The following is an 18726-nucleotide window of genomic DNA, read 5'->3' on the forward strand; positions in this document are numbered from 1 at the left end:
ATGAGTAGCGACAATAGACCGTTCGTCACGGACGACAGCCAGGTACTGACCGACACCCGGGACGCCCGGATGACGGGCGAGGACAACCGCTTCAACTCGAAGCTTCGCGAGGCGTTCGGCTCCTCGCCGTTCATCCTCACCAAGTTCGACAAGTTCATGAACTGGGTGCGGGGCTCCTCGATGTTCATGCTGCAGTTCGGGATCGCCTGCTGCAGTATCGAGATGATGCACACCTACGCCGTGAAGCACGACCTCGACCGCTTCGGGGCGGGTGTGCCGCGCGCGTCGCCGCGACAGGCCGACGTGATCATCGTCCCCGGGACCATCGTCTCGAAGTTCGCGCCGCGCATGAAGCGCGTGTACGACCAGATGCCCGAGCCGAAGTTCGTCATCGGCATGGGCTCGTGTACCATCTCCGGCGGTCCGTTCCAGGAGGGGTACAACGTGATCAAGGGTGCCGAGGAGGTCATCCCGGTGGACATCCACGTCCCCGGCTGCCCGCCGCGCCCCGAGGCGCTGGTGTACGGCGTCGCGAAGCTCCAGGAGCGCATCGCCAACGGCGAGTCGTCGCCGGTGACGGTGAAGCCGTACGAACTGGAGCAGTTCGGCGACCTCTCGCGCGACGAGATCGTCCAGCAGTTGGCCGACGACATCGACGAGGACGACCTCGTCATGCGCTACAACTGGGCGGACTCCCCATAACCATGAGCCTGGAAGAACCAGAGCCGGACGTGCCGGCAACCGTCGAGGAACAGTCCGCCGACGAGCTCGCCGAGCTACTCGGCGACCACGTGATCGGCCGCGAGGAGCACCTGAACGCGCCGGGCTACGTCGTCCGGCCCGACGAGGTGCAGGCCGTCCTCTCCACGCTGAAAGAGGAGGCCGGCTACGACCACCTCTCGTGTGTCACCGCCCAGGAGTACGAGGACCGCTACGAGTCCATCTACCACCTGAAGAAGTACGACGACCCGACCCAGGAGGTCTCTATCGTCGTCCCCGCCGACCGCGAGAACCCCGTCTCGCAGTCCGGCGAAGCCGTGTTCCGCACCGCCGACTGGCACGAGCGCGAGGCGTACGACTTGGTCGGCATCGAGTACGACGACCACCCGGACCTGCGCCGCATCCTCCTGCCCGAGACGTGGCAGGGCCACCCGCTGGCCGCGGACTACGAGCAAGACCGCCCGCAGGTCGTCCCGCTGCGCGAGCACGCGAACCCGCTCCACCAGGACACCCGTGACGAGCAGGACACGGACACGATGTACCTCAACATCGGTCCGCACCACCCCGCGACCCACGGTGTGCTCCACCTGAAGACGACGCTGGACGGCGAGCAGGTGGCGGACGTGGAGTCCGACATCGGCTACCTCCACCGCTGTGAGGAGCAGATCTGCCAGAACGGTACCTACCGCCACCAGATCATGCCGTACCCCGACCGCTGGGACTACATCTCGGCGGGCCTGCTCAACGAGTGGGCGTACGCGCGTGCGGCCGAGGACATGGCCGACATCGATGTGCCGGAGTACGCGCAGGTCATCCGGACCATGGGCGCGGAACTGTGCCGCATCGCGGCACACATGCTCGCGGTCGGGACGTTCGCGCTGGACGTGTACGGCGACTTCACCGCCATCTTCATGTACGCGATCCGGGACCGCGAGAAGGCCCAGAACATCCTCGAAGACCTCACCGGTCAGCGGCTGATGTTCAACTACTTCCGCCTCGGCGGGGTCGTCTGGGACCTGCCCGAGCCCCGCGAGGAGTTCTTCGAGAAGACCCGCGACTTCCTCGAGGACCTCCCGGAGGCGCTGGAGGAGTACCACGACCTCATCTCGTCGAACGAGATCCTCCAGATGCGCACCATCGACACCGGTGTGCTGCCGCCGGAGGTCGCCAAGTCGTACGGTGCCACCGGGCCGGTCGCCCGTGGCTCCGGCATCGACTTCGACCTGCGCCGCGACGACCCGTACGGTTACTACGACGAACTCGACTGGGACGTCGTCACCGAGGACGGCTGTGACAACTACAGCCGCCTCCTCGTGCGTCTCCGCGAGGTCGAGGAGTCCGCGAAGATCATCGAGCAGTGCATCGACCTGCTCGAAGACTGGCCCGAGGAGGACCGCACCATCCAGTCGAACGTGCCGCGCACGCTGAAGCCGGACGACGACACCGAGATCTACCGCGCGGTCGAGGGCGCAAAGGGCGAACTCGGCATCTACATGCGCGCGGACGGGACGGACAAGCCCGCCCGCTTCAAGATCCGGTCACCGTGCTTCTCGAACCTCCAGACGCTGCCCGAGATGGCGGAGGGCGAGTACGTGCCCGACCTCATCGCCGCACTCGGCAGCCTGGACATCGTCCTCGGTGAGGTGGACAGATGACCGGGGCGACGCTGCTGCAGGGCTCCGGCTCCTCGATGACGCCGCTGCCGGACATGATCGCGAACCTGCTGCCGTTCGGCGGCCTCGCGGCGGACGTGATCGCCGCGCTGCTGGGAGCGTTCCTCATCGCCAACTTCCTGCTCATCAACACGGCCTTCGCGGGCCCGTGGGCGAAACGGAAGATCACGGCGGCGTTCACCGACCGCATCGCGGTCAACCGGATCGGCCCGTTCGGCCTGTTCGTCATCGTCGCTGACGCGGTCCGCCTCCTCTCGAAGGAGCTGATCGTGCCTGAGGGCGCCGACCGTCCCGCGTGGGACCTCGGCCCGCTCCTCATCCCGTTCTCGGCGCTGCTGGGCTTCGCCGTCATCCCGATGGGGAGCGGCATCCACCTGGCCGACCCCGAGACGGGGCTGGCGTTCGCGTTCGCCGCGTCGTCCATCGCGTCGCTGGGCCTGATCATGATGGGCTACGCGTCGAACAACAAGTACAGCCTGCTCGGCGGCCTGCGCGCCGTCGCGTCCAACATCGCCTACGAGATCCCGCTGGTCGTCACCGGCATCTCCGTCGTGCTGTTCACGGGGACGCTCCAGATGAGCCAGATCGTCGCCGCCCAGCAGGAGACGTTCATCAGCGTCGCCGGGATCGCGATCCCGCAGTGGTTCGCGTTCGTCAACCCGTTCGCGTTCGTGCTGTTCACCGTTGCGAACGTCGCGGAGGTCGGGCGCAACCCGTTCGACATCCCGGAGGCGCCGACCGAGATCGTCGCCGGGTACCAGACGGAGTACTCCTCCGTCTACTTCGTGCTCATCTACCTCGGTGAGTTCATCCACATCTTCCTCGGCGGCGCCATCGCGGCGACGCTGTTCCTCGGCGGCCCGGCCGGGCCCGGCCCGGCGGCGCTGGGAATCGTCTGGTTCACCGCGAAGATCTGGGCGTTCTTCCTGCTCACGCAGTGGCTCCGCTCTGCGGTGCCGCGCCTTCGCGTCGACCAGTTCATCGAGATCGGCTGGAAGGGCATGCTGGTGCTCTCGTTCGCGAACCTCGTCCTCACCGCGGTGATCGTGGGGGTGCTCCAAACGCTATGATCGGACTACTCAAAGGAATGGCGACGACGATGAAGCACGCGCTGGACGGCAAGACGTTCACGGTCGAGTACCCGGACGTCGCGCCCGAAGTGAGCCCGCGGTTCCGCGGGGTCCACAAGTTCTCCCAGGAGCGGTGCATCTGGTGCCGCCAGTGTGAGAACGTCTGTCCCAACGACACGATCCAGATCGTGCAGGACGACCAGCGCAACGGCGAACAGTACAACCTCCACATCGGGCAGTGCATCTACTGCCGGCTGTGTGAGGAGGTGTGTCCGGTGGACGCGATCCTGCTGACGCAGAACTTCGAGTTCACCGCCGACACGAAAGACGAGTTCGTCTACAACAAAGAGCAGCTGAAGAACGTCCCCTGGTACAAGGGGATCGACCCGCTTGCCTCGCGCGAGCCGGACCGCGAGGCGTGGATCGGCGAGGGCGACGGCGAAGTCGACTACCAGTAACCGCGTTCTTCGGGTTCTCCACCCTTCGCGCACTGATTGACTAGCTGCTGGTGTGGAATGCGTTGCTTACGTCCAGTGGCATCGTGAGCGGTAGTACCGGACTGATGGCCGAGCCAGCGGTGTCGTTGCCGGCACCACTTTAGTCGTTTGCCATCTGCCCAAGCTTCTCGGCGACCTTCTTCTTTGGTTCACACGTCTCTCCGAACAGAAATTCCGCTGCGTCGCCATGGGCGACTAGTCATCGTCTCGCTCGCGATCAGCCCAATGATAGTTGTCACGAGAAACGCGGCGGCATTATTACCCCCGAAGTTCAGCAGATGCCGACGACGTAGGCAAGGATCGTCAGGAACGCCCCCGAGAGCATCAGTGCCTCTCGGCGGTGCCAAGATGGGCTCCGAGGAGGAATGCGCCAGCGACAAGACAAACCGCGATCGTTACTAGTGCGAGTTGACTCGTCGCGGCGGCGCCGGTCACACCGAGCAGAAGGCTGCCGGCAAGGATAGTGATTGCTGCCCACCGAACCGCTCGCCGAGCTGTGTCGACGCCAATCATACACTGGGTACGTGGGTATCTGAGATATTACTCACGATCTGGGGTGTCTGGTTCCAGAAATGCTCTCCACGTCAGGTTCAGATTTCATATGCACACTGGTCGGCGAAGATAAATGTAGCTGGGCCCGGGAAAACCGACGATGGTAGTCCGACGGCACCGCCCTCGGTCGCCGTCCCGTTCTTAGTTGTCACCCTCCGCACCGTATGCGTCATGGAGACGAGTGTTGCTCCCTACCAGGTCCTCGTTGAGGCGTAAGCCTCCTCGGAGTTGAGCAGCCCCGTCTCGTCGAGCTCATGCATGAGCGAACCGAGCGCATTATCGTGGTGGTTGATTTCAGTCATACAACATCCGCCATCTGTTGAGAATTCCTCTTCGACAGCAAGGTTGACCCAGTAACCCGCGCGTGAGATTCTCCACCCTTCGATCGATGACTCGCGAGCAGCGGGTGTAGACATCGCGGGTGTCGCGAGGCCGCCGCTAGCACCACCCTATAAAAACTGTGCGGCCGAGATCACCCGTAGACTCGCCCACGCGCACCCACACGCGCAAACCGTTCTCGAAACCTTCAAACGGACTCCGCCGGGAGTGTCGGGTAATGGTTGTAGAGACTATCGCGTTCGCACTGTTCGCCCTCGTCACCGTGGGCAGCAGTCTGGGCGTGGTGCTCGTCGAGGACGTGTGGCACTCCGCACTCCTCCTCGGGGCCGCGCTCCTCAGCGTCGCGGTGCACTACGTGATGTTGCAGGCGGAGTTCCTGGCCGCCATGCAGATCCTCGTCTACGTGGGCGGGGTCCTGATCCTCATCACGTTCGCCGTGATGCTGGTGCGCAGGGAGGGTGAACCGGAGGCAATGGAGGTGTTCGACGCGTGAGCGACGCCGGGTCGCGGCCGCGCCTGAAGCTCGGGGGTCACCTCGTGCCGGGGCTGGCTGCGGTCGCGCTGTTCGTCGTCCTCGCGATCGTGTTCCTGCAGGCCTCCTTCGGCGAGGCGCAGGGCTTCCCCGAGGGGGCGTCGATCACCGCCGCCATCGGCTACGCGATGTTCAACATCGACGCCGGGAGCGTCCCGGGCGAGTCGATGCTCGTCGCGTTCGAGATCATCGACGTCGTGCTGGTGGCGGCGCTGGCGGGCGCGGTGATGCTCGCACGCACCGGCACCGGCGCCAGCGTCGTCACGGCGCTGACCGACGGCGGACGCGAGGTCCGCGAGAAGCTCCGCGGGGGTGACGACTGATGGTCCCGCCGCAGTACTATCTCGTCCTCTCGGCCGCCGTGTTCTGCATCGGCGTGTTCGGGCTGCTCACGCGCAAGAACGCGCTGCTGTTCTTGATGTCGGTCGAGCTGATGCTCAACGCCGCGAACGTCAACCTCGTCGCCTTCTCCTACTACTGGGGGAACGTGACGGGCCAGACGTTCGGCCTGTTCACGATGGCGCTGGCCGCCGCGGAGGTCGCCGTCGGCATCGGGATCATCCTCGTGCTGTACCGCAACTTCAAGGACATCGACGTGACGGAAGCGACGACGATGAGGTGGTAACTTATGGCAGGAATCTTCGACTTCGCGCCGGCCATCGTACTGCTCCCGTTCCTCTCGTTCCTGATCGCGGTGGGGACGGCGCTCTCGGGGCGTGACCTGCTCCCGAAGGGCGGGGCGATTCCCGGCATCGCGGCGACCGCCGGTTCGCTCGTCCTCTCCATCGCCATGGCGGCGACTGTCGCCGGGGGCGAGGTGTACGACGCGACCGTGTACACGTGGGCCGCGGGCTCGGTCCCCGGCACCGAGGCGCTCGAACTGACGTTCGGCGTGCTCATCGACCCGCTGTCGTCGATGATGCTCGTCATCGTGACGCTCGTCGCCTTGCTCGTGCACGTGTTCTCGCTGGGGTACATGAACGACGACGGCCAGACGGGCCTGCCGCGCTACTACGCCGGCCTCGGCCTGTTCACGGCCTCCATGCTCGGGTTCGTCGTCGCCGACAACCTGCTCATGGCGTTCATGTTCTTCGAACTGGTGGGGCTGTGCTCGTACCTCCTCATCGGCTTCCACTTCCGCGAGCCCGGCCCGCCGTCGGCCGCGAAGAAGGCGTTCCTCGTCACCCGCTTCGGTGACTACTTCTTCCTCGTCGGCGTCGTCGCCGTGTTCGCGACGTTCGGCACCGCGCAGTTCGTCGGCACCGAGGCCGCGCCGGGCTTCCCGGCGCTGGCCGAGCAGGCGCTCCACGGCGAGTACACCGCGAACACGTTCCTCGGGTTCGGCCCGGAGGCGTGGTTCACGGTCGTCGGCCTGCTCGTGCTCGGCGGCGTGATCGGCAAGTCCGCGCAGTTCCCGCTGCACACGTGGCTCCCCGACGCGATGGAGGGCCCGACGCCGGTCTCCGCGCTCATCCACGCGGCGACGATGGTCGCCGCCGGTGTGTACCTCGTCGCCCGGATGTACGGCTTCTACGCGGTGTCGCCGACGGCGCTGGGCGTCATCGCCCTCGTCGGCGGCTTCACGGCGCTGTTCGCCGGCACGATGGGCATCGTCAAGCGCGAACTCAAGCAGGTGCTCGCGTACTCCACCATCTCGCAGTACGGCTACATGATGCTCGCGCTCGGCGCGGGCGGCTACGTGGCCGCGACGTTCCACCTGCTCACCCACGCGTTCTTCAAGGCGCTGCTGTTCCTCGGCGCCGGGTCGGTCATCCTCGCGATGCACCACAACGAGAACATGTGGGACATGGGCGGGCTCAAGGACAAGATGCCCGTCACCTACTACTCGTTCCTCGCCGGGTCGCTGGCGCTCGCGGGCATCTTCCCGTTCGCCGGCTTCTGGTCGAAAGACGAGATTCTCTACGAGACGCTGATCCACGGCCTGGACGGCGCTCCGCTGCTGCTGCTCGGCTACGTCTTCGGGCTGCTCGCGGTGCCGGTCACCGCGTTCTACACGTTCCGGATGGTGTTCCTCACCTTCCACGGTGAGGCCCGGACGGAGGAAGCCGAAGACCCCGTTTCGGTCCGCTGGAACGTGAAGGGGCCGCTCGCGGTGCTGGGCGTCCTCGCGGCTGGTGCGGGCGTCGTCAACCTCGCGCCGGTGGCCGTCCTCACGGGCGCGCACGTGGACTTCCTCCACTCGTGGCTCGACGGCGGCTTCACGAATCTCTCCGTCCACCACTACGCCGAGATCGACCCGTACTCGTCGGCGTACATCGGCGGCGAGGTGACGACGGTCCTGCTCGGCGCCGCGGTGTCGCTCGGCCTCGCGCTGCTGGGCCTCGCGCTCGCGTACCGCCTGTACGCGGTGCCGGAGCCCGTCGAGCACACGGACAAGCTCGGCTCCGTCAAGGGCCTGCTGTACGACAACTACTACCAGGACGAGTACCAGGTGTACCTCGCGAACCGGGTCGTCCTCCCGCTGGCCCGCGCCGCCGACACCTTCGACCAGAGTGTCATCGACGGCGTCGTCAACGCCGTCTCCAGCGTCAGCCTGTTCTCGGGCCGGCGCATCCGGCGCATCCAGACCGGCGTGGTGAGTAACTACGCGGCGCTGGTGACGCTCGGGCTCACCGTCCTGCTTGTGCTGTTCGGGGTTCTCGGGGGGTGGTTACTGTGATTATCGAAGCACTCATCGGATTCACGTTCCTCGCCGCGCTGGTCGTCATGCTGGCGCCCGACGAGTACGCCGGGAAGCTCGCGTTCGCGCTGAGCCTCCTGCCGGTCGTCGGGTCGCTGTACATGTGGGCCGGCTTCGACGCCGGCGGGAACGCCCTCATGGCCGGGAGCATCGCCTACCAGACGCAACTCGAGTGGATGTCGGTCGCCGGCTACGAACTCCAGTGGTTCGTCGGCGTCGACGGTATCAGCCTCCCGCTGGTCGTCCTCTCGACGGTGCTGTCCTCGCTGGCCATCGTCTCCGCGTGGACGCCCATCGACACCCGTCAGTCGCAGTTCTACGGCCTCATGCTGTTCATGGAGGCGAACCTGCTGGGCGTGTTCACCGCGCTCGACTTCTTCCTGTGGTTCGTCTTCTGGGAGGCCGTCTTGGTCCCGATGTACTTCCTCATCGGCGTGTGGGGCGGCCCGCGCCGGAAGTACGCCGCGATCAAGTTCTTCGTGTACACGAACATCGCCAGCCTCGTCATGTTCATCGGGTTCATGGCGCTGGTGTTCAACCTCCCCGTCGGCTCGTTCGGGCTGCCGGAGATCACACAGGCGTTGCAGGCGGGCGAGCTGTCCGGCTTCGTCGGGCTCGACCCGGCGACGCTGAAGCTCGTCGCGTTCGTCTCCATGTTCGCGGGCTTCGCGGTGAAGGTGCCCGTCGTCCCGTTCCACACGTGGCTGCCTGACGCCCACGTTCAGGCACCGACCCCGGTGTCGGTGATGCTGGCCGGCGTCCTCCTGAAGATGGGGACGTACGCGCTGCTGCGGTTCAACTTCACCATGCTGCCGGACGTGGGGACGCGTCCGCTGGTGGCTGCGGTCATCGCAGCCGTCGCCGTCATCTCGGTCATCTACGGCGCGATGCTCGCGCTCGCCCAACAGGACCTCAAGCGGATCGTCGCGTACTCCTCCGTCTCGTCGATGGGGTACGTCATCCTCGGCCTCGTGGCGTACACGGGGCTGGGCATCGGCGGCGCGACGTTCCAGATGGTCGCTCACGGCCTCATTTCGGGGCTGATGTTCATGGCGGTCGGCGTCATCTACAACGTCACCCACACGCGCATGGTGGGCGACATGTCGGGGATGGCCGACCGGATGCCCATCACGACGGGCATCCTCATCGCCGGCGCGTTCGGCTACATGGGCCTCCCGCTCATGGCCGGCTTCGCCGCCGAGTACTTCATCTTCCAGGGGGCGTTCGCCTCGACGGTGATTCCGTCGGCGCCGCTGTTCACTGCGGCGTCGATGTTCGGCATCGTCATCGTGGCGGGCTACCTCCTGTTCGCGATGCAGCGGACGCTGTTCGGGGAGTTCCGCCTCGACTCCGACTACGAGGTCCACCGGGCGGCCTTCCACGACGTGGCGCCGCTGGCGGTGCTGCTGCTGTGCACCATCGCGCTCGGTGTCGCACCCGACATCTTCTTCGACATGATCACTGACGCAATCGAACCGGTCGTCGCGGTCGTCGGGGGTGGTGCCTGATGGACCCCGTGCTCCTGCAGGCCGACCAACTCCCCGAGTGGACCGCGCTCGCACCGGCGCTGGCGCTGGGACTGACGGGCCTGCTGCTGCTCGTCCTCGACAGTATCGACCCGAACGACACGCGCCCGGCACTGCTGGCGGGCGTCGCCACCGTCGGCTCGCTGGCCGCGCTCGGCCTCGCGGGCTGGTTCCTCTCGGCCGGCACCGGTCAGCCGAGCACGAACGGCGCCATCGTCCTCTACGGCGACGCACTCGTCGTGGACGGCATGGCGCTGTTCTTCCAGGCGCTGTTCGCCTCCGTCACCGCGCTCGTCGTGGTGGCGAGCTTCGATTACCTCCGCCAGCGGGCGTACCAGGCGGAGTTCTACGCGCTCGTCATGTTCGCGGCGACCGGGATGGCGCTGATGGCGGCGGCCAACTCGCTGGCCGTCGCGTTCGTCGCGCTCGAACTCGCCTCGCTGCCGTCGTACGCGCTCGTCGCGTTCCTCAAGCGCGACTCCGGTAGCGTCGAGGCGGGGCTGAAGTACTTCCTCATCGGCGCGCTGTCGTCGGCGGTGTTCGCCTTCGGCATCTCGCTGGTGTACGCCGCGACCGGGAGCCTCCTGCTGCCGGACGTGTACGAGGCGCTCTCGGGCGACCTCTCTGGGCTGTCGGGCGTCGCGGCTGTCGGCATCCTGATGGTCGCCGGCGGCTTCGCGTTCAAGACCGCCTCCGTCCCGTTCCACTTCTGGGCGCCGGAGGCGTACGAGGGCGCACCCGCGCCCATCTCCGGGTTCCTCTCGTCGGCCTCGAAGGCCGCCGGGTTCGCCGTGGCGTTCCGCGTGTTCGTCACCGGCTTCCCGGTCGACATCGGCATCGACTGGGTGCTCCTGTTCCAGGTGCTCGCAGTCGTCACCATGACGCTCGGGAACTTCGCCGCCGCCACGCAAGAGGAGGTCAAGCGCATGCTGGCGTACTCCTCCATCGGTCACGCGGGCTACGCGCTCATCGGCCTCGCCGCCTTCACCGGCGGCGCCGGCGGCAACGTCCTCGGCGCGTCGATGGCGCACCTGCTCGTGTACGGCTTCATGAACACGGGTGCGTTCCTGTTCGTCGCCCTCGCCGAGCAGTGGGGCATCGGTCGCACGTTCGACGACTACGCCGGCCTCGCCTCGAAGGCGCCGCTGGCGTCCGTCGCGATGACCGTGTTCATGTTCTCGCTGGCGGGGCTGCCCCCGTTCGGCGGGTTCTTCTCGAAGTACTTCCTGTTCGCCGGCGCCGTCGAGGCCGGCTTCTGGTGGCTCGCCGCCGTCGGCGCGGTCAACAGCGCGCTGTCGCTGTTCTACTACAGCCGCGTCGTGAAGGCGCTGTGGCTCGACGACGCCACCAGCGAGTTCGAACTGAGCGGCACGCCGACGGCGCTGTACGCCGCGGTCGTGTTCGCCGCCGTCGCGACGGTGCTGCTGCTGCCCGGCTTCCCGCCCGTCATCGAGACGGCGCAGTCGGCCGCCGCCGCCATCCTGCCGTAGCCGGCACGCGCCGCGCTCGGCACCCCGTTTTGCGGACTGGTTCCATCGCCGACCAGCGAGCGACCGCGCTCGTCGGACGGGCGCTGTGCCGGGATGACGGCAGGGTTTTCCCGGTCGGGACCGACCTCTGCGTGTAATGCGTCGGCTGGTGCTGGGTTGTGGATCGGTCGGCAACGAGATGGTCGATGAGCTGACCGACCACCCCGGCGAACTCCACGTGATCACCGCCGACAGCGGTCGCGCCACCGCCCTCCGCGACGAGAACGTCTCCGCCGTCGAGGCGGACCCGCTCGACCCCACGAACTACCCAGACACTGCCGACCTCGTCGTCGTCGCGGGGCCGTCCACGACGGACAACCTCACCGCCGCCGACCGCGCTCGCGAGCGCTTCCCCGACGCCGTGATCGTCGCGTACGCCGGGGAGGACGCCACCGAGGCGGATCTGCGTGCGTTTCGCGAGCTCGCCGACCGGATCGTCGACCCCATCGGAACGGTCGCCGAGCGAGTGCTCGACGTGGCGACGGGGGCGACCGCCGACCGCCTCCGCCGGATGGTCCGGGCGCTGCGGTCGGTCGACGGCAAACTCGCGGTGGTCGCCCACGACAACCCCGACCCCGACGCCATCGCCGCCGCGGTGGCGCTCGTCCGGATCGCCAACTTCGCCGGCACGGCAGCCGAAGCGGTGTACTACGGCGACATCTCCCACCAAGAGAACCGCGCGCTCGTCAACCTCCTCGACATCGGGATGCGCCGACTCGACCCGGCGGTGGACCCCCGCGAGGAGTTCGCGGCGTTCGCGCTCGTCGACCACTCCCGACCGGGCGTCAACGACAGCCTCCCGACGGACATCGAACCGGTCGTCGTCGTCGACCACCACCCGCCGCGCGAACCGATCGACGCGGGGTTCATCGACCTGCGCGACGGGGTGGGCGCCACCTCGACGCTGCTGGCGGAGTACATGGACCGCCTGGGGCTGACGCCGGACAGGCAGGTGGCGACGGCGCTGCTGTACGGCATCCGGATCGACACGAAGGACTTCACCCGCGAGGTGAGCGAGGCGGACTTCGACGCGGCGGCCTCGTTGTTCGAGTACGCCGACACGTCGGTGCTCGACCGGGTGGAGACGCCGAGCCTCAGCGCGTCGGTGCTGGACGTGCTCGCGGACGCCATCGAGAACCGCGAACAGCGTGGGACGGCGCTGGCCACTTGCGTCGGTGAGATCACCGACCGCGACGCGCTCGCGCAGGCGGCCGACAGCCTGCTCAACATGGAGGGGGTGAACACGACGCTCGTGTACGGCTTCCGCGACGGCGTCGTGTACGCCTCCGGTCGCACGCGCGGCGCGGATCTGGACCTCGGAGAGACCCTGCGCGACGCGCTCGACCAGATTGGCTCGGCGGGTGGCCACGCCGACATGGCTGGCGCGCAGATCCCACTCGGCATCCTCGCGGACGTCGAGGAGGGGTCGACGGAGACGCTGACGGAGGTCGTCCGCGACATCATCGCGGGGCGCTTCTTCGAGACGCTGGAGGACGCCCCCGCCGCGCCCGTCCGGTCGGCCGAGCGCCTCGTCACCTTCCCCGACGAGGACTGACGCCGGTTCAGGAGGAACTCTTACCCTCACGCCGGTCGAACGACCGACGAATGAGCGACGCTCGGAGCGAGCGAACGAAGCCGCGGGTGAAGGCGTACATGACCCGTGACGTGGCGACGGTGTCGCCCGACGACACGGTTCGCGAGGCCGTCGAGCGCATCCTCGACAGCAACCACAACGGGTTCCCGGTGACGGACGGTCGCACCGTCGTCGGCTTCGTCTCCGCGCGCGACCTACTGTCTGCGGACGCGGACGCCCCGCTGTTCACCGTGATGAGCGACGACATCATCGTCGCTCACCCGGAGATGAACGTCACCGACGCCGCGCGGGTGATCCTCCGGTCGGGCATCCAGAAACTCCCGGTCGTCGACGACGCGGGCAACCTCGTCGGCATCATCTCCAACACCGACGTGATCCGCTCGCAGATCGAACGCGCCACCCCCGAGAAGGTGGGGAAGTTGATGCGGACGCTCGAGGAGATCCACGGCGTCTCGACCACCGAGGAGCGCCGGCAGGTGTCGCTGTCGACGCTCATGCCGACGCAGGCGCGGGTGTACGCCGACGAGTTGGAGGGTCGCCGCTACGAACTGGAGCGAGGGCTCGCCGAACCGCTCGTCGTCATCGACAACCCGAGCGCGAGCGGCGAGTACGAAGACGACGGGACGCTGGTGCTCGCAGACGGCCACCACCGCGTGATGGCGGCCCACCGCCTCGGCATCGAGGAGATGGACGCGTACGTCATCGTCATCGCCGACCACGTCGAACTCGGGATGGCCAAGACCGCGCGCAAGGAGGGGCTCCGGTCGATCACAGACATCGAGGTGGTCGACTACGCGCGCCACCCGCTCGTGGAGACGACCAAGCGGTTCCAGGACGGCGACGGCGACTGAGCCTCGGCGGCACGTCACCAGGTCGCCATCACCCGCCGCCCGAAGCTCACTCGGCGTCGGACAGGTCGAACTCGCGTTTCCACTCCGCCACCAGCGCGTCGGCGGCCTCGCGGTCGGCGACGCGTTCGCGTCGGTACGCCCGCCCGTCGGGCGCCTGCTCCATCCGGTCGAGACGGACGACGTAGCTCCCGTCGCGACGCTCGCGGACGCGCAGCGTCGCGAAGCCGTCCGCGCGTGTCCACTCGTCGTACCGCTCGGCCGTGTCGACCGGGCTCCAGGGCATACGCTCTCCTTCGGGTTCCCCGGTACTCAACGCGACGGTTCCATCGACCGAGTGGTGTTCGTCCCCACGTCCGCGGCGCTCGCAGCCGTCTCGCTGGCGGGTGCGTCCGTCTCGACGACGACGCGACCGAGCGCGCCCGGCGTGGCGCCGAACGGTCGCACCGGGAACGGTCGGTCGACGCGGCCACACTCGGGACACACCGGGTAGCCGAGTCGGTCGTAGTCGATCCACGTCGAGGGGGACCGTCGCCCACAGCCGCCGCATTCGAACGTCGCGGTTTCCACGAACTCCATGCGTGTCACTTACTGGCACGTAACTTAGGTACTCATTGCATAACCCGTTCACAGGGGGTTCCTGCCGCCGATCTCGGATCGCGGCTCAGTCGCTCGGTTCCGGGGGGTCGACGGTCGAGGACCGGTCACTCAGGGGGGTCGATCGGCGGTCGTGAGAGAATGGGTCGCGGTGTGGGTGTCGCTCGCGGCGCCGCGTCGGCTTACAGCGCGTCGACGACGTTCAGGAAGCCGGCGCCGTAGTACGCCTTGTCGTACCCCTCGGGCACCGCGGCGGCCCGCTTGAGGGCGCTCTCGACCTGATTCGCGTTGTAGTCGGGGTTCGCGCTCTTGACGAGCGCCGCCGCGCCCGCGACGTTGGGGGCGGCCATCGAGGTGCCGGCCTTCCAGCCGTAGCCTGGTTCGGTGGCGACGGTGCCGTCCTCCCCGATGTCGGTGACGACGCTGACCGTGCTGAGCACGAGGTCGTAGTACCACCCGGGGACCTCCTCCGCCGCCGCGGCGAGGTCGGCGTCGCCGCCGGGGGCCGCGAGGTCGACGGCGTTGGTGCCGTAGTTGGTGTAGAAGGCGGGACTCTCCGGCGGTGCGGTGACTCCGTCGTCACCCCAGCCGAACCCGATGGGGCCGGTCGCCGCCACCGACAGCGCCTGTGCGCCCTCGTTCGGGAGGCTGATGAGGCTCCCGTCGTGCTGGAGGTCGGCGGAGTCGTTGCCCGCGGAGATGACGAGGAGCGTCCCCTCTTTGTTCGCGTACGTCATCGCGGCGTTGATGAAGTTGCCGTAGAACCCCTCGGTGACGCCCTGTCGCGGGATGGGGTACGCGCCAAGCGAGAGGTTCGCCACGTCACAGTCGTCGCGTGCGGCCTGCACGACCGCGCCGATGACGATGGAGAACGCGCCGCTGACCCCGCCGAAGTTGGAGAACACGCGGTAGTCGACGAGGTCCGTCGCGGGCGCGGTGCCGGCGACGCCGGTCTCGCCGGTCGTCTGTGCGGCCACGGTGCCCGCGACGTGGGTGCCGTGGTCGCCGCCGCCGGGGACGCCCGCGCCGAGGCCGTCGCCGGTCAGGTTCTTCGAGACCGCCGTGTTCACCTCGAGGTCGGGGTGACTCGCGTCGACGCCGGAGTCGATGACGGCGACGCGGGTGCCCTCGCCCTTCGTCGTCTCGTGGGCGGTGGGGACGTCGAGCGCCTGCTTGTCCCACTGGAAGGGGTACAGCGCGTCGTCAGTCGCCTCACCCTCGTAGTCGTGCGTCTCGACCGACGGGTCCGCGCCGTCGAGTTCGACGTCTGGCGCGTACGACGTCACCGCGCTGGACGCCTCGACTGCCGACTCGCTGCCGCGAACGACGGCGTACCCGATCTCTGGGAGGTCGAACACCACGTCGAGATCCGAGGGCGCACCGTTGCCTCGGGTCTTCACGATGAACCGGTCGGTCCGCTCGGCCGCCGTCACCGTGGACCCCGCCAGTACGCCGCCGAGCACGCCGCCGCTCAGCTTCAAGAACGTCCGTCGACCTTGGTTGGCCATACCATGACGCGGGATTTGTTCGCAATAAATGTTCGTAAACGATACAGAATACTAATCTGATTTATCCTGTAGGTGATCGGATGCCCTCCCGACACACCGATCCCGGTTTGACGCCGCGCCGTCGCCGCTCCACAACGGGGCCGTCGGTCGTCGCACGGCGGCGTCGCTCACCGTGTGCAGGCACAGCCAGCACGCGAAAGGTCGGGGACGGGTCGTCGTGTCGTTACTCGTGGCCGGAGACGCGCACCGGTACGTACGGCTCTTCGAGGTACTCCATCTCCGAGGACGACAGTGAGATGTCGAGCGCCTCCACCGCGTCTTCGAGGTGCTCGACGCTCGTGGTGCCGACGATGGGCGCGTCGACGGAGTCCTGCTCGAACAGCCACGCCAACGCGATCTGTGCCATCTTCACGCCCTTGTCCTCGGCGAGTTCGGCGACGCGGGCGTTGATCTCCTCGCCGCCGCCCTCCAGGTACGGGTGGCGACGGGCGTGCTCCTCACTCTCGCCGCGTTTCGTCGTGTCGAGTTCGTCCACCGGTCGAGTGAGCCACCCCCGCGCCAGCGGCGACCACGGGATGACGCCGACGCCCTCGTTGTCACACAGCGGGAGCATCTCGCGCTCCTCCTCGCGGTACAGGAGGTTGTAGTGGTTCTGCATCGTCACGTACCGCTCCAGCCCCAGCGAGTCTGCGGTGTGGAGCGCGTCGGCGAACTGGTGGGCCCACATCGAGGAGGCGCCGACGTACCGCGCGTTGCCGTCGCGGACGGCCTCGTCGAGCGCCCGCACGGTCTGCTCGATGGGCGTGTCGTAGTCGTAGCGGTGGGTCTGGTACAGGTCGACCGTGTCCATCCCGAGGCGGTCGAGGGAGTTGTCGAGTTCCTGCTGGATCGCCTTGCGCGAGAGGCCGCCGGAGTTGGGGTCGTCCTCGCGCATCTGGAAGTACCCCTTCGTCGCGACGACGAACTCGTCGCGGTCGTACTCGCCGAGCGCGTCGCCGAGCACGCGCTCGGAGGCGCCGTCGGAGTACATGTTCGCGGTGTCGAAGAAGTTCACACCCAACTCGACCGCGCGGTCGACGAGTTCGCGCCCGGCGTCCTCGCCGAGCACCCAGTCGCGCCAGTCGGGGTCGCCGAAGCTCATGCAGCCGAGACAGATCCGGGAGACGGTCATTCCGGTGTCGCCGAGTGTCGTGTACTCCATGATTTCCGCTCACGCCCATAGAACAAAAATACCGGTGTCGGTGCCGAACGTGGCCGTTCTCGGTCGATCAACCGCCATCGGGGATGCGCTCCCCCGTCCCCGGAACGTGGCAACGGTACCCAAACGATTATTCCCGATACTGACCACGGTCAGCGTATGCCGGTCGACTACGACGCCGCCGTCGCCGACTTCGAGTGGGACATCCCGGACGACTACACCCTCCCGGCGGTGATCGAGGGCCACGCGGAGGCGTACGGCGACCGCGTCGCCGTCACGTTCCTCGACGACGAGGGGGCGCGCGACGAACGGACGTACGCGGACATCCACAACGACACGAACCGCTTCGCCAACGCCCTCGAGGAACTGGGCGTCGGTCAGGGCGACCGCGTCATGCACCTGTTCCCGCGCCATCCGGACGCGTTCGCCGTCCAACTGGGGGTGTTGAAGCGGGGCGCGCTGGTCGTGCCGTGCTCGGAGATGCTGAAGCCGAAGGACCTGGCGTTCCGCGCGAACGACTGTGAGGCGACCACTGTCGTCGCCCACGAGTCGCTCGTCGACATGGTCGATCCCATCGTCGACGAGACGCCGCTGGAGACGCTGATCTGTCTGGACGGGAGCCCCGAAGGCTGGCACGCGTTCGACGACCTGCTCGACGGGCAGGCGACGGAACACGACGGCCCGGAGGTGGGCGCACAGGACCCGATGAGCATCAACTACACCTCCGGCACGACGGGACAGCCCAAGCCCGTGCTCCACAAGCACCGCTGGATGCGCGCGTTCGAGTTGGTGAACGCGCCGTACTGGTGGGGCGTCACCGCCGAAGGGACGACCGCACCCGGCGTCGTCGACGACGACGTGGACCTCGACGAGGAACTGCTGTGGGCGACGACGGGCACCGGGTGGGCGAAGTGGTTCTGGTCGCCCGTCGGCGTCGGCATCACGACGGGCGCCCGGCAACTGCTGTACGAGGGCGACTTCGACGCCGACGAGTTCCTCTCGGTGATGGAGCGCGAGGGCGTCACGCGCCTGTGCGCCGTCCCGACGCAGTACCGGATGTTCACGCAGACGGACCTGTCGGCGTACGATCTGGACCTGCAAGAGGCGCTGTCGGCGGGCGAACCGCTCAACCGCGAGCCCATCGAGGCGCTCCAGGACGCCTACGGCATCACGCCGCGCGACGGCTACGGCCAGACGGAGACGGTGTGCATGGTGTCCAACTACCCCGGCATCGACGTGAAGGAGGGGTCGATGGGCAAGCCGACGCCCGGGCTCGGCACCACCATCATCGACACCCAAGAGGAAGAGGAAGTCGAGCCCGGTGAGATCGGTGAAGTGGCGGTGCCGGTGGGCTGTCCGGGCATCTTCGAGCAGTACTACGAGAAGCCCGACCTCGACGCGAAGACGTTCTCCGGCGACTACTACCGCACCGGCGACCTCGCGCGCGAGGACGAGGACGGCTACTTCTTCTTCGAGGGACGCGCCGACGACATCATCCTCTCGGCGGGCTACCGTATCGGCCCGTTCGAGGTCGAGGACGCGCTCGTCTCCCACGAGGCCGTCGCCGAGGCCGCCGCGGTCGGCTCCCCCCACGAGGAGCGCGGCAACGTCGTGAAGGCGTACGTCGTCCTCGCGGCGGGGCACGAGGGGAGCGACGAGTTGACCGAGGAACTGCAGAACTACATGAAGGAGGAGACGGCGCCGTACAAGTACCCGCGCCGGATCGAGTACGTCGACGAGTTGCCGAAGACCTCTTCGGGCAAGACACGGCGGATCGAGTTGCGCCAGCGCGAAGAGGAGATGTTCGGGCAGTAACCCGCGACACCCGACCACTCCCTGTCT

Annotated in this window: 17 protein-coding genes; 13 read left to right on the forward strand and 4 right to left on the reverse strand. The window is 67.5% G+C overall.

What is annotated here, in order from left to right:
* The 12 genes from P0R32_RS05255 (at nucleotide 1) to P0R32_RS05310 (ending at nucleotide 13584) form a co-directional block, all read left to right on the forward strand.
* Entirely contained in the window at nucleotides 1–702 is a 702-nt protein-coding gene (locus P0R32_RS05255) for an NADH-quinone oxidoreductase subunit B (RefSeq protein ID WP_276238902.1), read from the forward strand.
* A gap of 2 nt (nucleotides 703–704) precedes the next feature.
* Nucleotides 705–2375, forward strand: a complete 1671-nt coding sequence (locus P0R32_RS05260) for an NADH-quinone oxidoreductase subunit D (protein ID WP_276238903.1) — start codon at nucleotides 705–707, stop codon at nucleotides 2373–2375.
* A 35-nt stretch (nucleotides 2376–2410) separates the two neighbouring features.
* Nucleotides 2411–3463 carry a complex I subunit 1/NuoH family protein gene (locus P0R32_RS05265; protein WP_390218964.1) on the forward strand — a complete coding sequence of 351 codons (1053 nt, stop codon included), beginning with the start codon at nucleotides 2411–2413 and terminating at the stop codon, nucleotides 3461–3463.
* Nucleotides 3460–3921, forward strand: a complete 462-nt coding sequence (locus P0R32_RS05270; RefSeq protein WP_276238905.1) for a NuoI/complex I 23 kDa subunit family protein — start codon at nucleotides 3460–3462, stop codon at nucleotides 3919–3921. Before P0R32_RS05265 ends, P0R32_RS05270 begins: the two co-directional genes overlap by 4 nt.
* Before the next feature lie 1147 nt (nucleotides 3922–5068).
* The gene (locus P0R32_RS05275) at nucleotides 5069–5344 is read left to right on the forward strand and encodes an NADH-quinone oxidoreductase subunit J (protein ID WP_276238906.1); all 276 of its coding nucleotides are present in this window, start codon (nucleotides 5069–5071) and stop codon (nucleotides 5342–5344) included.
* On the forward strand, nucleotides 5341–5706 hold the full coding sequence (locus P0R32_RS05280; protein WP_276238907.1) for a proton-conducting membrane transporter: 366 nt from the start codon (nucleotides 5341–5343) through the stop codon (nucleotides 5704–5706). Before P0R32_RS05275 ends, P0R32_RS05280 begins: the two co-directional genes overlap by 4 nt.
* Complete coding sequence (gene nuoK / locus P0R32_RS05285; protein WP_276238908.1) at nucleotides 5706–6008, forward strand: NADH-quinone oxidoreductase subunit NuoK; 303 nt, start codon at nucleotides 5706–5708, stop codon at nucleotides 6006–6008. Before P0R32_RS05280 ends, nuoK begins: the two co-directional genes overlap by 1 nt.
* A 3-nt stretch (nucleotides 6009–6011) precedes the next feature.
* On the forward strand, nucleotides 6012–8063 hold the full coding sequence (gene nuoL, locus P0R32_RS05290) for an NADH-quinone oxidoreductase subunit L (protein ID WP_276238909.1): 2052 nt from the start codon (nucleotides 6012–6014) through the stop codon (nucleotides 8061–8063).
* Nucleotides 8060–9592: a complex I subunit 4 family protein gene (locus P0R32_RS05295; RefSeq protein ID WP_276238910.1), complete on the forward strand. Its 1533-nt coding sequence runs from the start codon at nucleotides 8060–8062 to the stop codon at nucleotides 9590–9592. Before nuoL ends, P0R32_RS05295 begins: the two co-directional genes overlap by 4 nt.
* On the forward strand, nucleotides 9592–11100 hold the full coding sequence (locus P0R32_RS05300) for an NADH-quinone oxidoreductase subunit N (RefSeq protein WP_276238911.1): 1509 nt from the start codon (nucleotides 9592–9594) through the stop codon (nucleotides 11098–11100). Before P0R32_RS05295 ends, P0R32_RS05300 begins: the two co-directional genes overlap by 1 nt.
* Before the next feature lie 136 nt (nucleotides 11101–11236).
* Entirely contained in the window at nucleotides 11237–12694 is a 1458-nt protein-coding gene (locus P0R32_RS05305; protein ID WP_276238912.1) for a DHH family phosphoesterase, read from the forward strand.
* Between the two features lie 50 nt (nucleotides 12695–12744).
* Nucleotides 12745–13584: a CBS pair associated ParBc domain-containing protein gene (locus tag P0R32_RS05310; protein WP_276238913.1), complete on the forward strand. Its 840-nt coding sequence runs from the start codon at nucleotides 12745–12747 to the stop codon at nucleotides 13582–13584.
* A gap of 46 nt (nucleotides 13585–13630) precedes the next feature.
* Here P0R32_RS05310 and P0R32_RS05315 read toward each other — a convergent pair whose 3' ends face one another.
* The 4 genes from P0R32_RS05315 to P0R32_RS05330 form a co-directional block, all read right to left on the reverse strand.
* Entirely contained in the window at nucleotides 13631–13867 is a 237-nt protein-coding gene (locus P0R32_RS05315; RefSeq protein WP_276238914.1) for a DUF7543 family protein, read from the reverse strand.
* Between the two features lie 26 nt (nucleotides 13868–13893).
* Complete coding sequence (locus tag P0R32_RS05320; protein ID WP_276238915.1) at nucleotides 13894–14160, reverse strand: hypothetical protein; 267 nt, start codon at nucleotides 14158–14160, stop codon at nucleotides 13894–13896.
* Between the two features lie 200 nt (nucleotides 14161–14360).
* Nucleotides 14361–15686, reverse strand: coding sequence for a S8 family peptidase (locus P0R32_RS05325; protein ID WP_276238916.1), 1326 nt, complete (start codon nucleotides 15684–15686; stop codon nucleotides 14361–14363).
* A 223-nt stretch (nucleotides 15687–15909) separates the two neighbouring features.
* Entirely contained in the window at nucleotides 15910–16887 is a 978-nt protein-coding gene (locus tag P0R32_RS05330) for an aldo/keto reductase (protein ID WP_276238917.1), read from the reverse strand.
* Nucleotides 16888–17043: 156 nt separating this feature from the next.
* Between P0R32_RS05330 and P0R32_RS05335 the strand changes: the two genes are divergently transcribed.
* Nucleotides 17044–18699 (forward strand): acetate--CoA ligase, encoded by a 1656-nt coding sequence (locus P0R32_RS05335; RefSeq protein ID WP_276238918.1) that lies wholly within the window; start codon nucleotides 17044–17046, stop codon nucleotides 18697–18699.
* Nucleotides 18700–18726 lie beyond the last annotated feature (27 nt).

This window comes from Halobaculum marinum (assembly GCF_029338555.1).
Taxonomy (GTDB): Archaea; Halobacteriota; Halobacteria; order Halobacteriales; family Haloferacaceae; genus Halobaculum; species Halobaculum marinum.